Below are 17,997 nucleotides of genomic sequence, written 5' to 3'. Positions count from 1 at the left end.
TGGGGAACGCCATGAACCGCATTTACCGCCTCGTCTTCAACCGCAATCTCGGCGTGCTCCAGGTCGCTTCCGAAGTCGCCGCCGGCCACGCCGGCGGCGGCACCTCCGGCGCCAAGCGCCTGCTGGCGCCGCTGCTGCCGTTCGCCCTGGCCTGGGCGCTGGCCGCGCCTGCGCACGCCAGCGGCCTGCCCTCGCTGTCCAGCGCCACCGGCGCCAGCGTGTCGCAGCACGGCAGCACCCTGACCATCGACCAGAACGCGGCCAAGGCCGTGCTCAACTGGAACAGCTTCAACATCGGCAAGGACGCCAGCGTGGTGTTCGCCCAGCCCTCCAGCTCGGCGGTGGCGCTGAACCTGATCGACGCCAGCCATGGCGCCAGCACCATCAACGGCAGCCTGCGCGCCAACGGCAACGTGTTCCTGATCAACTCGGCCGGCATCCTGTTCGGCCGCCACGCCCAGGTGAATGTCGGCGGTCTGGTCGCCAGCTCGCTGGGCCTGGCCGACGACGACGGCGACGGCTACCTGCTCGGCCGCGGCGATGCCGCAGCCGCCAGCGTGATCAACCACGGCCAGATCACCGCGCGCGACGGCGGTTCGGTCAACCTGGTCGGCAACCATGTCGCCAACAGCGGCACGATCAGCGCCAACGGCGGCGCCATTCGCCTGCTCTCCGCCGACCAGGTCCAGGTGACCATGGACGCAGCCGGCGCGATCGGCCTGCAGCTGCTCGCCGCCTCCACCCAGACGGCGAGCGGCACCGGCGCGGCCGTGGAGAACAGCGGCACGCTCACCGCCGGCGGCGGGCAGATCCTGCTGCAGGCGGCCAGCACCGGCCTGTCCGAACTGCTGGTCAACAACACCGGCGCGCTCGAAGCGTCCGCCATTGATACCTCCGGCGGCAGCATCCGACTGGTCGCCAGCGGCGGCGGAGTGGCCAGCAGCGGCAGCATCGACGTCTCCGGCAGCGACGGCGGCAGCGTGCAGCTGCTGTCGGACGCCAACGTGGCGGTCGACGGCAGCATCGATGCGCGCGGCACCAACGCAGGCGGCAGCATCCGCATCGGCGGCGGCTACCAGGGCGGCGAGCACCTGCTGCAGGCCAGCTCGGCCACGGTCGGCAGCGGCAGCGTGCTCGACGCCAGCGCCACCGCGCACGGCGACGGCGGCTCGATCGTGGTCTGGTCCAACGGCGACACCGCGGTACACGGCAGCCTGCGCGCCAATGCCGCCGGCAGCGGCGACGGCGGCAGCATCGAGACTAGCGGCCACCACGTGGACTTCGGCGGCATCGCGGTCGGCGCCAAGGCGGCCGGCGGCGGCAGCGCCGGCACCTGGCTGGTGGATCCGGAAGACCTGACCGTGGACAGCGCCGCGGCCGGCACCATCGGCAGCACGCTGGACGGCGGCACCAACGTCACCCTGATCACCACCAGCACCACCGCCAGCGGCCCCGGCACCGTGAGCAGCGGCAGCGGCGACATCAACGTGAATTCGGCGATCAGCTGGGGCGGAAATTCCACGCTGACCCTGGATGCCTACAACGACATCAACCTCAATGCCGCCATCACCGCCACCGGCAACAACGCCGGCCTGGTGCTGAATTACGGCGGCTATACCGCCAACGGCGCCGCCGCCAGCGGCAGCGACTACCGGGTCAAAACGCCGGTCACGCTCAGCGGCAGCAACGCCCAGCTGAGCATCAATGGCGATGCCTACACCCTGCTGCGCTCCATGGACGATTTGCAGAACGTGATAAGCAATACCGGCAACTACGCCCTGGCCGCGGACTTGGACGCCAGCGGCACCACCTACGGGTCGCCGATCATCGCCCGCACGGCCTCCGGCGAGTTCTCCGGCACCTTCACCGGCCTGGGCCACACCATCAGCAACCTGAGCATCAACTCGGGGAACAACTACGTCGGCCTGTTCGGCTACGTCGGCGTCGCGACCATCCGCGACCTGGGCCTGGTCAACGCCAGCGTCACCGGCAGCAACTATGTCGGCGCCCTGGTCGGCAGCAGCAGGGCGACGATCAGCAACGTCTACGCCACGGGCAGCGTCAGCGGCAACAACTATGTCGGCGGGCTGGTCGGCTACAACCCCGACGGCACCGTCATCGCCTCTCACTCGGGCAGCAATGTCAGTTCGAACGCGGGCTACTACGGCGGGCTGGTCGGCTACAACGGCGGCACCATCCGCAATTCCTACGCGACCGGCAACGTCACCGGCACCGTCCTGTTCGCCGGCGGCCTGATCGGCTACAACACCGGCGCGATCAGCGATGCCTACGCCACCGGCAACGTCTCGGGCGTGTCCTATATCGGCGGCCTGGTCGGCTATACCAACGGCCCCCTCGATCATGTCTACGCCTCCGGCAACGTGTCGGCGACCAGCAACAACGCAGGCGGCCTGGCTGGGCAGATGGTCGGCACCTCGATCGACAACGCCTACGCCACCGGCAACGTGACCGCGACGTCGGAGGTGGGCGGCCTGGTCGGCTACACCTACCAGGCGACGCTCGACAACGTCTACGCCACCGGCCTGGTCACCGGCACCAACGGCGGGACCGCAGTGGCCGGCGCCCTGGTCGGCTACCACCGCAACAACTCGAGCCTCACCAACGCCTACTGGGACGCGGGCAGTTCCGGGCAGGCCAGCGCGATCGGCCAGAACTTCGAGAACTCGACCTCCGCCAACGTCGCCAGCGTCACCGGCGGCAGCCGCTATGCCCATGCCAGCTACGGCGCGCTGGGCACCTGGTCGCTGCTCAACGGCAGCAGCGATGTCTACGTCGCCGCCGACGGCAACGGGCAGGCGGCCTGGATCATGATCGAGGGGCAGACCCGTCCGTTCCTGGCCAGCGAGTACAGCACCGCCATCGGCAACGCCCACCAGTTGCAGTTGATGGCCTACAACCTGGCGGCCAGCTACACCGTGGCCACCGACATCGATGCCAGCACCACCTCCGGCAGCAACGCCAGCGGCATGTGGAGCAGCGCCGGCTTCGATCCGGTCGGCGATGCCACGCGCGCCTTCACCGGCAGCTTGAACGGATACGGCCACACGGTGAGCGGCCTGAGCATCGCCCGCGGCGCCGAAAACAGTGTCGGTCTGTTCGGCGTGACCGGCAGCGGCAGCGCGATCCGCAATCTCGCGCTGACTGGCAGCAGCATCGCGGGCCTGGCCTATGTCGGCGGCCTGGTCGGCCAGAACGCCAGCACCCTCAGCGGCGTCTCCGCCGCGGGCAGCGTGGCCGGCACCGGCAACTTCGTCGGCGGCCTGGTCGGCTACAACGACGGCGGCGCGATCTCCGGCGCGCAGACCGCAGGCAGCGTGGTCGCCAGCGGCGGCGCCTACAGCGGCAACTACGTCGGCGGCCTGATCGGCAGCAACAACGCCGGATCGGTGTCCGCCTCGTCCTCGACGAGCACGGTGTCCGGCGGCAGCACCGTCGGCGGCCTGGTCGGCAACGACTATCTGGGCACGTACGACGATGTGCGCGCCAGCGGCAACGTGACCAGCACCAGTTCGTCCACCGGCAACAACGTCGGCGGCCTCATCGGCAGCGCGACCCAGAGCAACATCCAGAACGCGCACGCCACCGGCGACATCACCGCCACCACCGCGAGCGCCGGCGGCCTGGTCGGCCTCGCCGCGTCCAGCAGCATCCACAATGCCTACGCCAGCGGACACGTATCCGGAACCAAGAGCGTCGGCGGTTTGGTCGGCCGCAGTTCCAGCACCACGATCGGCAACGTCTATGCGACCGGCGCCGTGACCGGCACCACCTACGACACCGGCGGCTTGGTCGGCAGCCTGTCCGGCGGCAGCATCGAATCGGCCTACGCCAGCGGCAACGTGTCGGGCGGAAGCTATGTCGGCGGCCTGGTCGGCTACAACGATTCGGCCAGCGTCAACACGGTCTACGCGATGGGCAATGTCTCCGGCGACGATTACATCGGCGGACTGGTCGGCTACAACGACGAAGGCAGCATCGCCACCGCCTACGCCACCGGCACCGCGACCGGCGACATGTATGTCGCCGGGCTGGCCGGCTACAACTACAACGGCACCATCGCCAACACCTACGCCAGCGGCAATGTCTCGGGCAGCGCGTATGTCGGCGGCCTGGTGGGCGTCAACTACAACAACACCCTGCGCGACTCCTATGCCACCGGCAGCGTGACCGGCAGCAATGCGGTCGGCGGCCTGGTCGGCTCCAATTCCAACGGCACCATCGTCGCCAGCTTCTTCGCCACCACCGATGCCAACGGCAATGCGATCAATGCCGGCCTGAACCTGGCCGGCAATGCCGGCGGCAACATCGACGGCTACAGCGGCGGCAAGAGCTGGAACCAGCTGACCACGTTGTCCACCTTCACCGCTGCCGGCTGGAACATCGACGACAAGGGCGGGACCGGCCTGACCTGGCGCATGTACGAGGGCCATACGTCGCCGTTGCTGCGCGGTTTCCTGAAGTCGCTCACGGTCACCGCCACTGTCTCCGGCGTGGACAAGACCTACGACGGCACCGGCGCCAGCGGCACCACGTCCAACTACACGGTGGGCGGCAACCCCAACAGCAACCTGCTGCTCGGTTCGTCGTTGACCTACGCGACCGCCGGCAAGAACGCGGGAACCTACACCACCGGCAATGGCGGCATCGCCGTGAGCGGGCTGTACTCCACCCAGCAGGGCTACGACATCGCCTACACGGCAACCGGCAGCATCACCATCACCCCGGCGAGCCTGACGGTGACCGCCAGCAACGCCGGCAAGACCTACGGCAACACCGCCAGCCTCAACGGCTACAGCGTGTCCGGCCTGATCGGTGGCGACGCGGTTTCCGGCGTCAACCTGAGCAGCGGCGGCGCGGCCGCCACCGCCGGGGTCGGCACGTACGCCATCGGCGCCTCCGGCGCCAGCGGCACGGGACTGTCCAACTACGTCATCAGCTATGTCGATGGCAGCCTGACGGTCGATCCGGCGACGCTGCGCATCGTCGCCACCGATGCCAGCAAGACCTTCGGCAGCAGCATCAACCTGACCGGCTACACCGTGTCCGGTTTGCGCAATGGCGACACGGTCTCCGGCGTCGGCCTGAGCAGTGGCGGTTCGGCCGCCAGCGCCGCGGTCGGCAAGTACGCGATCAGCGCGTCCGGCGCCACCGGTGCGGGGCTGTCCAACTACACCGTCAGCTATGTCGATGGCCTGTTGAGCGTGCTGCCCGGCGGCGATACCGGCCCCGGTCCCGGTCCCGGCACCGGCATTCAGTTGGAAAATGCGACGGTGCAAGCGATCAACAGTTCGGTCTCGGCGACTGCGCAAACCGGCACTTCCGGCACCGGCAACGACGAGACCGCCAGGGAGCTGGCGGCGAGCGCCCAGGCCGCAAGCGGCAGCAGCGCCACGGCCGCGACCGACTCCATCCTGATCGTCGATGGCGGCGTTCGCGTCCCCGCACTCGCCTGCAACCAGGGCACGTCCGCCGCGCCCGCGGAAGCCTGCATCATCCAGCAGTAACCGCCATCGGCTGCGACGCCTCGCCGAGGCGTCGCGCGGCCGAGCCGCCGCCATTCCCGCATCGCGAATGGCGGCGGTCTGCGCCGAACAGCCAAGGCCGAGCGAACAGGCACGCCATTCCCGCGCGGCAATTCGGCGCGTGGGTCCGGCATCGTGGGCAACTTGAATATCCGCGCCGCACGCCGCGGAATCCGCGCGCGCGATCGCGTGCGCTGCAGGATCAGGAATCGAACGCTGGCGGTAACGGCTCGATCTGCGCATGCGGACGCCGCGGCAACAGCAGGACAAAGCAGACCGGCGCGTCGGCAGTGTCACCGGCCAGCCCCACCCAACCGCCGAGGCGCTCGGCGATCCTGCGCACCAGGTACAGGCCGAGTCCGGCGCCTGGCGTATTCCTGGCGTTCTCGCCCCGGTAGTATTTCTGGAACAGCCGCTGCCGATCGGCGGCGGCGATGCGCTCGCCCGCATTGGCGATCTCCACCCGCAGCGCTTCGCCATGCCCGCGCACGCGGATGCGAATCGGCTCGCCCGGCGGGCTATGGCGATCGGCATTGGCGATCAGATTGCGCAAGGCCACGCGCAACAGTCCGCTGTCGGTGACCAGGCTGTCGTCGTCGCTCTCGTATGCGCAGACCACGCGCTGCGGCGGGAAGTCACGACACACCGCGTCCAGCAGATCGCGCAGCGCGCAAGGCTGCAGCCGCAGTTCCGCAGTGGTCGCGTCCATGCGGTCGGCGCCGAGGTATTCGTCCACCAGTGCCAGCAGCCGCTGCGCCGCGCCATGGATGTTGACGCAGCGCGCGCGGTTGCGCTCTATCGGCCCCTCCAGCTTGCGCGCCAGTTGCTGCGCCGAGGTCATGATGACCGCCAGCGGCGTGCGGAACTCGTGCGACACCATCGCCACGAATTCGCCCTGCTCCTGCATCACCCGGCGTTCGGTTTGCAACGAGGCGCGCAGTTCGTCCTCCAGGCGTTGCCGCCTGCGGATCTCGCCGTGCAGTTCGACGGTGCGCAACGCGACTTCGCGTTCCAACTGCATGCCATGCCTGCGCGCCAGTTCCGCCGCGGCATTGGCGTGGCGCCGCTCGCGGATGCGCCGCCGACGTTCGTAGCGACCAATGACCAAAAAACTCATCACGGTCATGTGCAGCATGGTGCCGACGGTGGTGGCGTACTGGGTCCATGCATTCACCGGGACCAGCCCCAGATTGCGCAGGAATCCGAGCATCACCCCCAGGTAGAACGGGAAGAAGGCGAGCGCGAACAACACCGCGGGCGGATAGCGTTGCCACAGCAGGCGCAGCGCCAGCACCGTCAGCACCGCGATGCCGAGCAAGGCCAGCACCTGCACCGGCTGCATGCCCAGCGCGTAGTGCCCCGTCGCGACCAGCGCGGCACAGACCAGCGCGGCACCGCACAGGAAACGGATGGACCAGCGCGCGAACCGCGGATACAGGGCGCGCAGGTGCAACTGCCTGCTCGCGATCTGGAAGCCCACCGGCAGGCTGCAGGCGATGCTGATCCCCAGCAGGCGGTCGCTCCACTGCACCGGCACTCCCGTCACCTGCTGCACCAGGCCGATCGACATGGCCTCGTTGAGCACGCAGCCGCCGAGGTAGGCGACGAACAGGCCGCTCATCGGCGCACGCGTCACGCTCCAGAACAGCAGATGCACGCAGATCAGCAGCAGGTAGAAGCCGAAGTACAGGCCGAACTGCAGCCCCTCGCGCCGCGACTGGTTGTCGAACGGCAGCCGCTGCCAGATATCGAGACGGGTGACCAGCGCGTTCTTGCTCTGCAGCCGCAGCAGGATCACGTAGTCGCCGGGACGCGACGGCGCGAACTGGAACACCGGGCTGCGGTAGTCCACCGGCCAATCGTGGCGGCGGACGTTCTCGCCGCTATGGCCCAACGCTTGCCAAGCGCCGCCGTCGACGCTGGCGTAGGCCTGCGCATCGTCGATGACGGCATTGCTCAGTCGCAGCATCCAGCCCGCGGACGCTACACTGTCCACGTGCAGCGGAACGCGCAGCCACACGGTGTTGGCGGTGAACCCGGCATTGAGGCTGGCAGGCAGTGGGGTCCAGCCGGACGCTGCCGCGGCCTGGCGGGCATCCAGCCGGCCTTGCGGATCGTCCAGGCGCTGCAGGTATCCGCTCGCATCCAGATGCTCGGCCGCGGCGGTCAGCGACAACTTTTCAGGCGGCGCCCATCCCGGTTGCGCCGCGACACAGGCCATCGCGCCCCAGCACAGCCATGCGCCCACAAACCAGCGAAAACACCTCGCCATCATTTGCCACACCGCACGATCGCCGAACCCGGTTGAGTCACAGCGACCAATGATGCACCAAGAGTTTGCCGCGATGGGCGAGGTGATCCTGCTTGAAGACGAGCCCGTGCTGCGCGAGGAGCTCGGCGAATTCCTCGAGGATCTCGGCTACGCCACGACGTGCGCGGCCAACGTCGGGGAATTCTGGCAACGGTTCGATCCGCTGCGCCATGGCCTGGCGGTGATCGACGTCGGACTGCCCGACGGCAGCGGCCTGGACCTGATCGGCGAACTGCGGCAAGGCGCGCAACGGCTCGGCATCGTGGTGTTCAGTGCGCGCAACACCAGCCGCGATCGCGTCGCCGGCCTCGACATCGGCGCCGACCATTACCTGGGCAAAGGCGCCGATCTGGACGAACTGGCCGCGACCCTGGCCGCGCTCGGCCGGCGCCTGGGCCTGCAAAACGCCTGCTGGATGCTGGAGCTGGGTGCCGCACGCCTGAACGTGCCCGACGCGCCGTCGGTTCCGCTCTCGCATCAGGATCTGCTGGTGCTCAAGTGCCTGATGAGCCGCGCCGGCGAAAGCGTGGGCCACCGCGAAATCGCCGAGGCGCTCGGTGCGAACTTCCTCGACCACGATCGGCGCCGGCTGGACACGCAGATGTACCGGCTGCGGCGGCGGGTGGAGGAGATCAGTGGGCGGCCGCTGCCGGTGAAGACGCTGCGTAATAGCGGTTACCGGTTTCATGCGCCGGCTGCTTTGAGGCCTTGAGTTTGGGGTGTGCGGTTTGCGGTAGCGTTGCTAACCGGCTTCATTAGGGGCTACGCCCCCGTACCCTCATCCGCCCCTTCGGGGCACCTTCTCCCGTCGGGAGAAGGGATACAGAACGAAAAACGCCGGCGATGCCGGCGTTTTTCGTGCGCTTCTAGCCGGACCTCAGTCCTGCCACTTGCCCAGGGCGGCCAGGCCGTTTTCCTTGGCGCGGTCGTAGACCACCTGCTGCGCCTTGGCGAAGTTGCCCTTCATGTCCTGCGCCCACAGCTTCAGCGCGGCCTGCTGCATCGCGCGGCCGTAGGAGAAGCTCAGCGGCCACGGCAGGGTGCCGATCTGGTTCATCGCATTGAGATGCGCGGTGGACTGCTCGTCGGTCTGCCCGCCGGACAGGAACACGATGCCCGGCAGGATCGCCGGCACGGTGCTCTTCAGGCACATCACGGTGGATTCGGCCACTTCCTCGACGCTGGCCTGCTCGTCGCAGTCCTTGCCGGCGATGACCATCGAGGCCTTCAGGATGGTGCCTTCCAGCACCACGTTCTGCTCGTACAGCGCGCCGAACAGCGAACGCAGCGTGGCTTCGGTGACTTCGTAGCAGGTCTCGATGTCGTGGTTGCCGTCCATCAGCACTTCCGGCTCCACCATCGGCACCAGGCCCTGCTCCTGGCACAGCGCCGCATAGCGCGCCAGCGCGTGGGCGTTGGTCTCGATGCACACGCCCGACGGGATGTCCTCGCCGATGGTGATCACCGCGCGCCACTTGGCGAAGCGCGCGCCGAGCTTGTAGTACTCCTCCAGGCGCGCGCGCAGGCCGTCCAGGCCTTCGGTGATCAGCTCGCCGGGCATGCCCGCCAGCGGATGCGTGCCCTTGTCGACCTTGATCCCGGGAATGATGCCGTGCTCGGCCATGTACTTCGGGAACGGCACGCCGTCCTTGGTCTTCTGGCGGATGGTCTCGTCGTACAGGATCGCGCCGGAGATGTGCTCGCTCAGCTTCGGCGTGGTCAGCAGCAGCTCGCGATACGCGCGGCGGTTCTCCTCGACATTCTCGATGCCGACGCTGGCGAAGCGCTTGGCGATCGTGCTGGTGGATTCGTCGATCGCGATGATGCCCTTGCCCGGGGCGACCATCGCCTGTGCGGTTTCGGCAAGCTGTTCGATGCTCATGGAATTCCTATGGCACGGGGGGAAACCCGAAGTATATCGCGGCAAACGCTACCGATTCCTTCACGGAATGCCTGCAACCGTTTCCATCCGGTAGACGCAATCCGCGACCGCATGCGCATTCGCGCGCAGCGGCAGGCGACCGGCAGCGCCCGCCGGACAGGCAAAAAAAACCGCGCGCTGCAGACGCAGCGCGCGGTCGTGGTCCGGCGTTGGCGGCGCGGTTGCGGCTACAGCTCGCCCAGGCCGCTGGCGCGGCCGTCGGGGCCGACTTCGAGCAGGCGCAGGGTGTTGGTCGCACCGTGCGTTTCCATGTGCTCGCCACTGGTGAACACTACGCGGTCGCCGGGGCCCATGCGCTCGGCCTCGACCAGCAGGCGGATCGCCGCACGTGCCGCTTCGCGCGGGGTCAGGCCGCGGCTGTCGAAGTTGATCGGGAACACGCCGCGCATCATCGCCATGCCGCGGCGCGCGCCGTCGTGGCGGGTGAACGCGTAGATCGGCATCTTCGAACGGAACCGCGACAGGAAGCGCGGGGTGCCGCCGGATTCGGTCAGGGTGACCACGCCGCTCAGGCCGATGTGCTCGGACAGGAACATCGTCGCCATCGCGATCGCCTGGTCGGCGCGCTCGAGGTTGCGCTGCGCGGCCTCGAAGTCGGTGTCCATCTCGAACTGGCGCTCGGCGCCCAGGCAGATGCGCGCCATCGCCTGCACCGCCTTGACCGGGTAGGCGCCGGCGGCGGTCTCGGCCGACAGCATCACCGCGTCGGTACCGTCGATCACCGCGTTGGCCACGTCCAGCACCTCGGCGCGGGTCGGGATCGGGTTCTCGACCATCGACTGCAGCATCTGCGTGGCGGTGATCACCACCTTGTTCTGCGCCAGCGACTCGCGAATGATCTTCTTCTGCAGGCCCGGCAGTTCGGCATCGCCGATCTCCACGCCCAGGTCGCCGCGCGCGACCATCACCACGTCGCTGGCCTCGACGATCTCGCTCAGGTTCTCGATCGCCTCGGTGCGCTCGATCTTGGACACCAGCGCGGCCTCGCAGCCGTGTTCGCGGGCGATGCGGCGCGCGTCGTGCATGTCCTGCGCGTTGCGGCAGAACGACACCGCGATGAAGTCCACGCCGATCTTGGCGACGATGCCGATCAGTTCCTTGTCGCGCTCGGTCAGCGCACCCAGCGACAGGCCGCCGCCCTGCTTGTTCAGGCCCTTGCGGTCGGACAGCATGCCGTCGTTGAGCACGGTGTTGACGATGCGCGCGCCGTCGACTTCGACCACCTGCAACTGCAGCAGGCCGTCGTCGAGCAGCAGCACGTCGCCCGGCTTGACGTCGTTGGGCAGGCCCAGGTAGCTGACGCCGACCTGGTGCTCGTCGCCGGCCGGCGCGTTGGGATCGGCGACCAGGTCGAAGCGCGCGCCGGCCTTCAGCGCCACCTTGCCGGCGGCGAAGCGCTCGATGCGGATCTTCGGCCCCGGCAGGTCGGCGAGGATGCCCACTTCGCTGCCCACGCGCTGCGCGGCGGCGCGCACTTCGGCGGCGCGCTTGGCCTGGCCAGACGGGTCGCCGTGGGAGAAATTCAGGCGCACGACGTTGACGCCGGCGCGGAACAGGTCCTCGAGCACGCCGGGCGGATCCGTGGCCGGGCCGAGGGTGGCGAGAATCTTGGTGCGGCGCTGGCGTTCGATCATGAGACGTCGTTCCCTGGAAAAGCCGTCAAAACTAGCACAGGCGCCGCTACCGCAGGATGGCGAATCGACATAGGCGACCGCGGATTCATGCATGTCTTGCAGACAGTGCGGGACAGTATGCGGACTCGAAGCCGCGCCAGCGCTGCCTCGCCCGCGCCCAGCCCTGGCGCGGGCGCCATGCCAGGCAAGCCCAGGCTCAGCTCTCTTGCGCTGTTGCCGGCCCTGTCAGGCGAAGCCGCCAACCGCCGGACACACACGCCACGCAGTGGTCTGGCGCTGCGCCCGGCGCACGCGACGCAGGCCGGGCAGCGCACCTGGAACCGGCAATGACGCGAATGCGCGGATTCGGCAACAGGACCCGCTTTTACGAATCCCGAATCCCCAATCCCGAATCCCCGCCGTCAAGCAACCAAGCCAGGCAACTGCGCCGGCACCTGCGCCAACGCGCTGGCGCCGGCCTGGCGCAGTTCCGCCGCGTCGCCGAAGCCCCACAGCACGCCGATGCTGCGCATGCCGTGGTGGTTGGCGCCCTCGATGTCCATGCGCCGGTCGCCGATCATCACGCACTGCGCCGGCTGCAGCGACAGCCGCCGCAAGGCCTCGGCGATCAGGTCCGGCTTGAAGCGGCGCTGGCCGTCGTCGCTGGCGCCGACGATCTCCTCGAAATGCGCGGCGAACGGCAGCGTCTGGACGATGCGCCGGGCGAAGCGCTCGTTCTTCGAGGTCACCACCGCGAAGCGATGGCCGGCCGCGGCCAATGCCTCAACTGCCGCGCCGATCTCCGGGAACACGGTGTGCTCGCGCCAGCCCTGCGCGTCGTAGCGCTCGCGGTACAGGGACAGCGCCTGCTCGACCAGCGGCGGGTCGCCGGGGAAGTAGTCGTTGAAGCTGTCGCGCAACGGCGGCCCGATCCAGGCGCGCAGTTGCTGCGGCTCGGGCGCCGCGCGCCCGAGTTCGGCGAACGCGTGGCGGATGCTACCGACGATGCCGGCCTCCGAATCGACCAGGGTTCCGTCCAGGTCGAAGAACAGGGTGTTCGCGCTCACGCGCCGCGCGCCTGCAGCGCCGCCACCGCCGGCAGGGTCTTGCCTTCCAGGAACTCCAGGAACGCGCCGCCGCCGGTGGAGATGTAGCTCACCTGCTCGGCGATGCCGTACTTGTCGACCGCGGCCAGGGTGTCGCCGCCGCCGGCGATGGAGAACGCCGGCGAGGCGGCGATGGCGCGCGCCAGGGTTTCGGTGCCGTGGCCGAACGCATCGAACTCAAACACCCCGACCGGGCCGTTCCAGACCACGGTGCCGGCCTTGGCGATCAACTCAGCGTAGTGCGCGGCGGTCTGCGGGCCGATGTCCAGGATCAGGTCGTCGTCGGCGACCTCGGCCAGCGCCTTCACCGTGGCTTCGGCGTCGGGCAGGAACTGCTTGGCCACCACCACGTCGGTGGGCAGCGGGATCGCCGCGCCGCGCGCATTGGCGTCGGCGACGATCTTGCGCGCGGTGTCGAGCAGGTCCGGCTCGCACAGCGACTTGCCGACCGGATAGCCGGCCGCGGCGATGAAGGTGTTGGCGATGCCGCCGCCGACGATCAGCTGCTCGACCTTGTTGACCAGGTTCGACAGCAGCTCCAGCTTGGTCGAGACCTTGCTGCCGGCGACGATCGCCAGCAGCGGCTTGGCCGGGTGCTCCAGCGCCTTGGCCAGCGCGTCCAGCTCGGCCATCAGCAGCGGGCCGCCGGCCGCGATCGGGGCGAACCTGATCACGCCGTGGGTGGACGCCTGCGCGCGGTGCGCGGTGCCGAACGCATCCATCACGAACACGTCGCACAGCGCCGCATATTTCTGCGACAACGCCTCGTCGTCCTTGCCCTCGCCGACGTTCATGCGGCAATTCTCCAGCAGCACGATCTGGCCCGGCTGCACGTCCACGCCGTCGACCCAATCGCGCAGCAGCGGCACCTCGGTGCCGAGCAGCGCGGTCAGCCGCGCGGCGACCGGCGCCAGCGAATCGGCCTGCGTCCACACGCCTTCCTTGGGCCGGCCCAGGTGCGAGGTCACCATCACCGCCGCGCCCTGCTCGAGCGCGTGGCGCAGCGTCGGCACCGAGGCCAGGATGCGCTGCTCGGACGTGATCTGGCCGTTGTCGTCGATCGGCACGTTGAGGTCCTGCCGGATCAGCACACGCTTGCCGGACAGGTCGAGATCGGTCATTCGCAGGATGGGCATTGTCGGTTGCTCGCTATCGTGGGGTTGCTGAGGAAAGAGGAGGCCGTGCGCAGCATAGGCGCGGCGATCGGAACCTCCGCTGCAGGCACGCTGGCGCCAGCGCGCGCGGGCGGTGCCGAGACGGGCATTGTCCGGCGTCGGCCGCGCAGCGGCAAATCGAGACATCGCGCAGCGTGCGGCCGCAGCGCTGCGGCGCGGGCAAAACCACGCGCGCACAGAGGTGGCCACGCCGCGACGGGCGCGTGGCGTGGCGGTACCGAGCCGATCAGCCCGCGCCGGGCGCGGCCGGCTTGCGCAACAGGCTGAAGGCGAAACCGACCACGATCAGCGCGCCGCCGACCAGCAGCGCCCACAGCAGCCAGGTCTTCCAGTCGCGTGGCGTCGCCGGCGCCTGCAGCGCGGCGGCGCCGGCCAGCGGCACCGCCGCGCCAAGCGTGGCGGTGGCCGGCGTCCATTGCGGGCCGCGTTGCGCGCGCAGGGCCTGCAACGTGGTCGCCAACGGCGCGGCAGCGCGCTGGGTGCGCGCGCTGCCGGCGGCCAGCGCGTAGGGCGGCATGCCCTGCGCCAGGAAGATCAATGTTTCCGGCTGGTAGCCCAGGCGCAGCGCCGGCCGCTGCCGGCCCGGATCCTGCGTGGCCAGCAGCCGCCAGTAGCGGTCGCGCACCGGCTGGGTCAGCGCCTGCGGCGGCGAGCGGCTGGCGCCGGCGCCGACCTGGTAGGCCACCCACGGCCCGGCCCGGTCCTGCCACGGCGCCTCGGCGCTGTCGCGGCTCTGCACGCGCCATTCGATCGCGCTGTTGCCGGGCAGCGCGATGTCGAGCTGCGCGACCGGATAGCGGCCGGGCGATACGAAGTCGAAGCTGTGCTGCGCCGGATCGGCCTGCAGCGCATCCAGTTGCTGCCAGTGCCAGTCGGCGGCGACCGGCGCCGGCGCCAGTTCGGCCTCCACCCCGGTCAGCGTCGGCAGCGGCGGCGAGGACAACGGCAGCAGCCGCAGGTAGCGCACCTGGCGATCGATGGCGATGCGCAATTGCTGCAGGCGCTTGCCCTGGTTGGCCAGGTCGACCAGGGTCGCCTCCGGCACCAGCAGTTCCCAGTCGCGCAGATCGTCGCTGGCCTCGACCCGGTAGCGCGCCTGCCGCGGCTGCGCATCGGCCGCCCACTGCAGCGACAGCGCGCGCAACGGCTCGCGCAGCGCGCTGGCATCGATCAACCAACCGGCTTCGGCGCTGGCCGTGGCGCTGCTGGCGATGCGGGTGCGGATGCGGCGCACGCTGCCGTCGGTATCGCGCTCGGCGATCAGCTCCAGGTTGTCCGCACCGCCACCGGCCACGGCCGGCAGCGGGAACCAAGGCAGCGGCTGCCGGCGCGGCGTGGTCTCGGCCAGTTCGGCCGCGAACAGCGCCGACGGCAGCGGATCGCCGGCCGCGTTGAACACCTCCACGTCGCCCAGCGAGGCCAGGTGCGCGCTGCGGTACACCGCATCGTCGAGTTGCACGCGGTAGGCGCCGGCGGCCGGATCCTGCAGGGTCAGCGGCCATTGCTGCACGTAGTCGTCGCGCTGGCTGGCGGCGAAGGCAGCCACCGGCAGCAATGCCAGCAGCACGGCCGGAATGATCAGGCGTTTCATGGATGGGCCTCCTCGGCCGGTTCGATGGCGCGCGGCGGCGCCGGCGCGAAATAGCCGACCACGGTGCACAGCAGGCCGTAGGCGATGAACGAGGCGATGCCGGCGACATTGCCGAGGTTGCCGCGATCCACCAGCAGCAGCTTGCCCAGCACCACCGCCATCAGCAGCGCACCGGCCAGCCACAGGCCGCGCTGGCCGCGGCGCGAGCCGAGCACCCAGCCCAGTACGCCGAGCACGCTCCACACCACGGTCAGGCTGGTCTGCGCCACGCCGGCGGACAACAGCGACGCCCACGGCACCGGCGCCCAGTAGTGCACCGCATGCAGGGTCACGCTGGTGACCCACAGGAATCCGGCAGCGGCCAGCAGTTGCAGGCGCTGCGCACGCAACAGGGCCGGCGCGGTCGCCGACCACAGCCAGCGCGCGGCCAGCGCCACCACCAGCAACTGGCTCAGTTCCAGCGGATTGAGCAGCGGCACCCACGGCAGCGGCGCGCTGGCGCCGGGCACGCACAGCGTCCACAGCCAGGCCAGGCCGAGCAGGCCGAAATAGCTGCCCTGCAGCGCCGTGCGGCAACGGTCGAAATCCTCACCCAGCGGCGCCGCCAGCCACGGCCAGCGCAGCAGCGACAACGCCGCCGCCGCCAGCCATGGCGCCAGCAGCAATGCCCACTGCCAGCCCTCGGCCAGGGCGAAGCGCTGCGCCAGCCAGAGGCCGAGCATCGACAGCACCGACGGCCACACCAGCCACCAGGCGAATTGCGCCGCGCGCGCCACCCAGCCGCCGCTGCCGCGCAGGCAGATCAGGCTGCGCACGCCGAGCACCGCGAACAGCGTCCACGCCCAGGCGCCATGCCCGGCGAACGGCTGGCCGTGCGCGTCCGCCTGCAGCACTGCCAGCGGCAGCGCCAGCAGCAGCCCGCCGAGCGTGGTCGCGGCCAGCGCGCGCGCCGGCCAGCGGCGCTGCGCCTCGGCGGCCAGCCAGCCGCTGAGCGCGACGAACGCCAGCAACAGGTCGGCCTGCGCCGCGGCCGCGACGAAGCGTTCGATCTCGGCGACGCCGATCCCGCACCACCACGCCAGGCCCCACAGGTAATAGGCCAGCGCCGGCGTGTCGGCGCCGGCACGGCGATAGCTCCAGGCGCTGGCGAGACCGGCCAGGGCCAGCAACGCGCCGCTCATGAAGGTGGCATTGGCCAGCGCATGGACGTCGTGCCAGGCCACGTCCAGCCCGAGCACGAAACCGATCGCCGCGGCCAGTTGCAGGCCGGCGCCGGTGAACTGCGGCAACCAGCGCTGCTGGCGCAGTCCCAGCCACACCAGCGCCGCGCCTTCCAGCGCGAAGATGCTGGCGGTGGCGCGCGCGGACAGCGCCAGCGGCACCGCCAGCGTGGCGAAGCCCACCGCCAGCAGCGCATAGGCCTGGCCGAGCACCGCGAAGCGTTCGCGCCGGATCAGCGCCGCGGCCAGCAACGCATACACCGCCGCCAGGCCCAGCGCGCACAGCGCCAGCGGCAGGCCCTCGCCGCGCAGCAGCCCGGCCTGCAGCGAGAACGCGACCAGCGGCGTGCCGAACACCAGGCTGCCGTCGACCAGGTTGCCGCGCGTGGCCGGCTGGCGCCGCGCGTACAGGATCGGGATCAGCAGGTAAAAGGCGAAGAACAGCAGCAGGAACGGCTCGGTGCTGGCGAACTTTGACGGCTGGTACTGCAGTACGCCCCACAGCGTGCCGATGCCGAAGGTGAAGCCGAACCCGAGCAGATTGAGTACCCGCCACGGCCGGTACCAGGCGATCGCGAACACCGCCGCGTTCAAGACCGCGTAATAGGAGAACAGGCCGACATGGTTGCCGCTGCCGGTGGACAGCCAGATCGGCGCCAGGAACCCGGCCAGCGTGGCCAGTACCGCCAGCGTGCGCGATTCCTGCAACACCGCCAGCACGCACATGCTGGCCACCAGCACGATGCTCAGCGCGAACGCGGCGCCGGCCGGAATCAGCCCGGACAGCTTGAACGCGGCGAACACGGTCAGCAGCAACACGCCGATCGCACCGCCCTGCAAGGCCAGCGCGAAGCTGCGCTTGCGTTCGCGCTGGCGCCAGCCGAAGCCCAGGCCGGCCAGCGCCGCGGCGGCGATGCCGGCGTAGCGCAGTTCGATCGGCATGCGCAGCCAGCCCTGGTCGCCGGCGTACTTCAGCAGCGCGGCGACGCCGGCCAGCAGCACCAGCATGCCGATCTTGACCGGCACGTTGCCTTCGGTGAACCAGCGCTTGGTGCCGGCCAGCAGCCGCTCGATCGGGCCTGGGCCCTGCGGCACGTAGGTCTCGGGCGCTGGCGCAACGCCCATGTCGGCATCCGTGTCCGCAACGTCGCGCACCGCCGATGCGCGGGTTGCGAACTGCGGCGGAAGCGGCGGTGGCGTGGTCGCTGCGGGTGCGGTGGCGACAGGCGCGGTGACGAAGAACGGACCCTCGGCCGCAGCGCGGTCCTCGAACCCGGCATTGAATTCGGCTTCGGTATCGGTATCGGCGTCGGCAGCGAACCCGACATCGGCCTGCGCCGCCCGCGGCGCGGCGCCTCGCAGTTGCGCCAGTTGCAGTTCCAGCACCGCCACGCGCCGGCGCACGCCCGCCAGCGCCACCAGCATCATGATCATCAGGATCGGTACCGCCAGTACCGCCACCACCGCCAACACGATCAAGCCTTCCATCCGCACTC

9 protein-coding genes are annotated in these 17,997 nt (G+C 69.8%); 2 read left to right on the top strand and 7 right to left on the bottom strand.

Features of this window, described 5'->3' with window-relative positions; genetic code table 11:
• Window positions 1–11: 11 nt before the first annotated feature.
• Window positions 12–5,525: a GLUG motif-containing protein gene (locus HEP74_RS04925; protein ID WP_185815452.1), complete on the top strand. Its 5,514-nt coding sequence runs from the start codon at window positions 12–14 to the stop codon at window positions 5,523–5,525.
• Window positions 5,526–5,745: 220 nt separating this feature from the next.
• Here the strand turns inward: HEP74_RS04925 and HEP74_RS04920 are convergent, their stop codons facing one another.
• Complete coding sequence (locus HEP74_RS04920) at window positions 5,746–7,719, bottom strand: sensor histidine kinase (protein ID WP_255427889.1); 1,974 nt, start codon at window positions 7,717–7,719, stop codon at window positions 5,746–5,748.
• A 169-nt stretch (window positions 7,720–7,888) separates the two neighbouring features.
• On the opposite strand from HEP74_RS04920, the gene HEP74_RS04915 reads away from it, so the two are divergent.
• The gene (locus tag HEP74_RS04915) at window positions 7,889–8,566 is read left to right on the top strand and encodes a response regulator transcription factor (protein ID WP_185815450.1); all 678 of its coding nucleotides are present in this window, start codon (window positions 7,889–7,891) and stop codon (window positions 8,564–8,566) included.
• A 165-nt stretch (window positions 8,567–8,731) separates the two neighbouring features.
• Here HEP74_RS04915 and HEP74_RS04910 read toward each other — a convergent pair whose 3' ends face one another.
• From HEP74_RS04910 to HEP74_RS04885, 6 genes are all read right to left on the bottom strand, one after another.
• A complete protein-coding gene (locus HEP74_RS04910; RefSeq protein WP_185815449.1) occupies window positions 8,732–9,736 on the bottom strand; it encodes a class I fructose-bisphosphate aldolase in 1,005 nt (334 codons plus the stop codon).
• A 227-nt stretch (window positions 9,737–9,963) separates the two neighbouring features.
• Window positions 9,964–11,430 (bottom strand): pyruvate kinase, encoded by a 1,467-nt coding sequence (gene pyk / locus HEP74_RS04905; protein WP_039005845.1) that lies wholly within the window; start codon window positions 11,428–11,430, stop codon window positions 9,964–9,966.
• A 401-nt stretch (window positions 11,431–11,831) separates the two neighbouring features.
• Window positions 11,832–12,476, bottom strand: coding sequence for an HAD-IA family hydrolase (locus tag HEP74_RS04900; protein ID WP_185815448.1), 645 nt, complete (start codon window positions 12,474–12,476; stop codon window positions 11,832–11,834).
• On the bottom strand, window positions 12,473–13,651 hold the full coding sequence (locus HEP74_RS04895; protein WP_185815447.1) for a phosphoglycerate kinase: 1,179 nt from the start codon (window positions 13,649–13,651) through the stop codon (window positions 12,473–12,475). Before HEP74_RS04895 ends, HEP74_RS04900 begins: the two co-directional genes overlap by 4 nt.
• Window positions 13,652–13,916: 265 nt before the next feature.
• Window positions 13,917–15,281 (bottom strand): DUF3999 domain-containing protein, encoded by a 1,365-nt coding sequence (locus tag HEP74_RS04890; RefSeq protein ID WP_185815446.1) that lies wholly within the window; start codon window positions 15,279–15,281, stop codon window positions 13,917–13,919.
• Entirely contained in the window at window positions 15,278–17,989 is a 2,712-nt protein-coding gene (locus tag HEP74_RS04885) for a DUF2339 domain-containing protein (protein WP_185815445.1), read from the bottom strand. The genes HEP74_RS04890 and HEP74_RS04885 overlap by 4 nt, the downstream gene beginning before the upstream one ends.
• Window positions 17,990–17,997 lie beyond the last annotated feature (8 nt).

The organism is Xanthomonas sp. SS (assembly GCF_014236835.1).
GTDB lineage: Bacteria > Pseudomonadota > Gammaproteobacteria > Xanthomonadales > Xanthomonadaceae > Xanthomonas_A.
The sequence above is the reverse complement of the archived record's forward strand: the minus strand, read 5'-3'. Positions and strand labels throughout refer to the sequence as shown.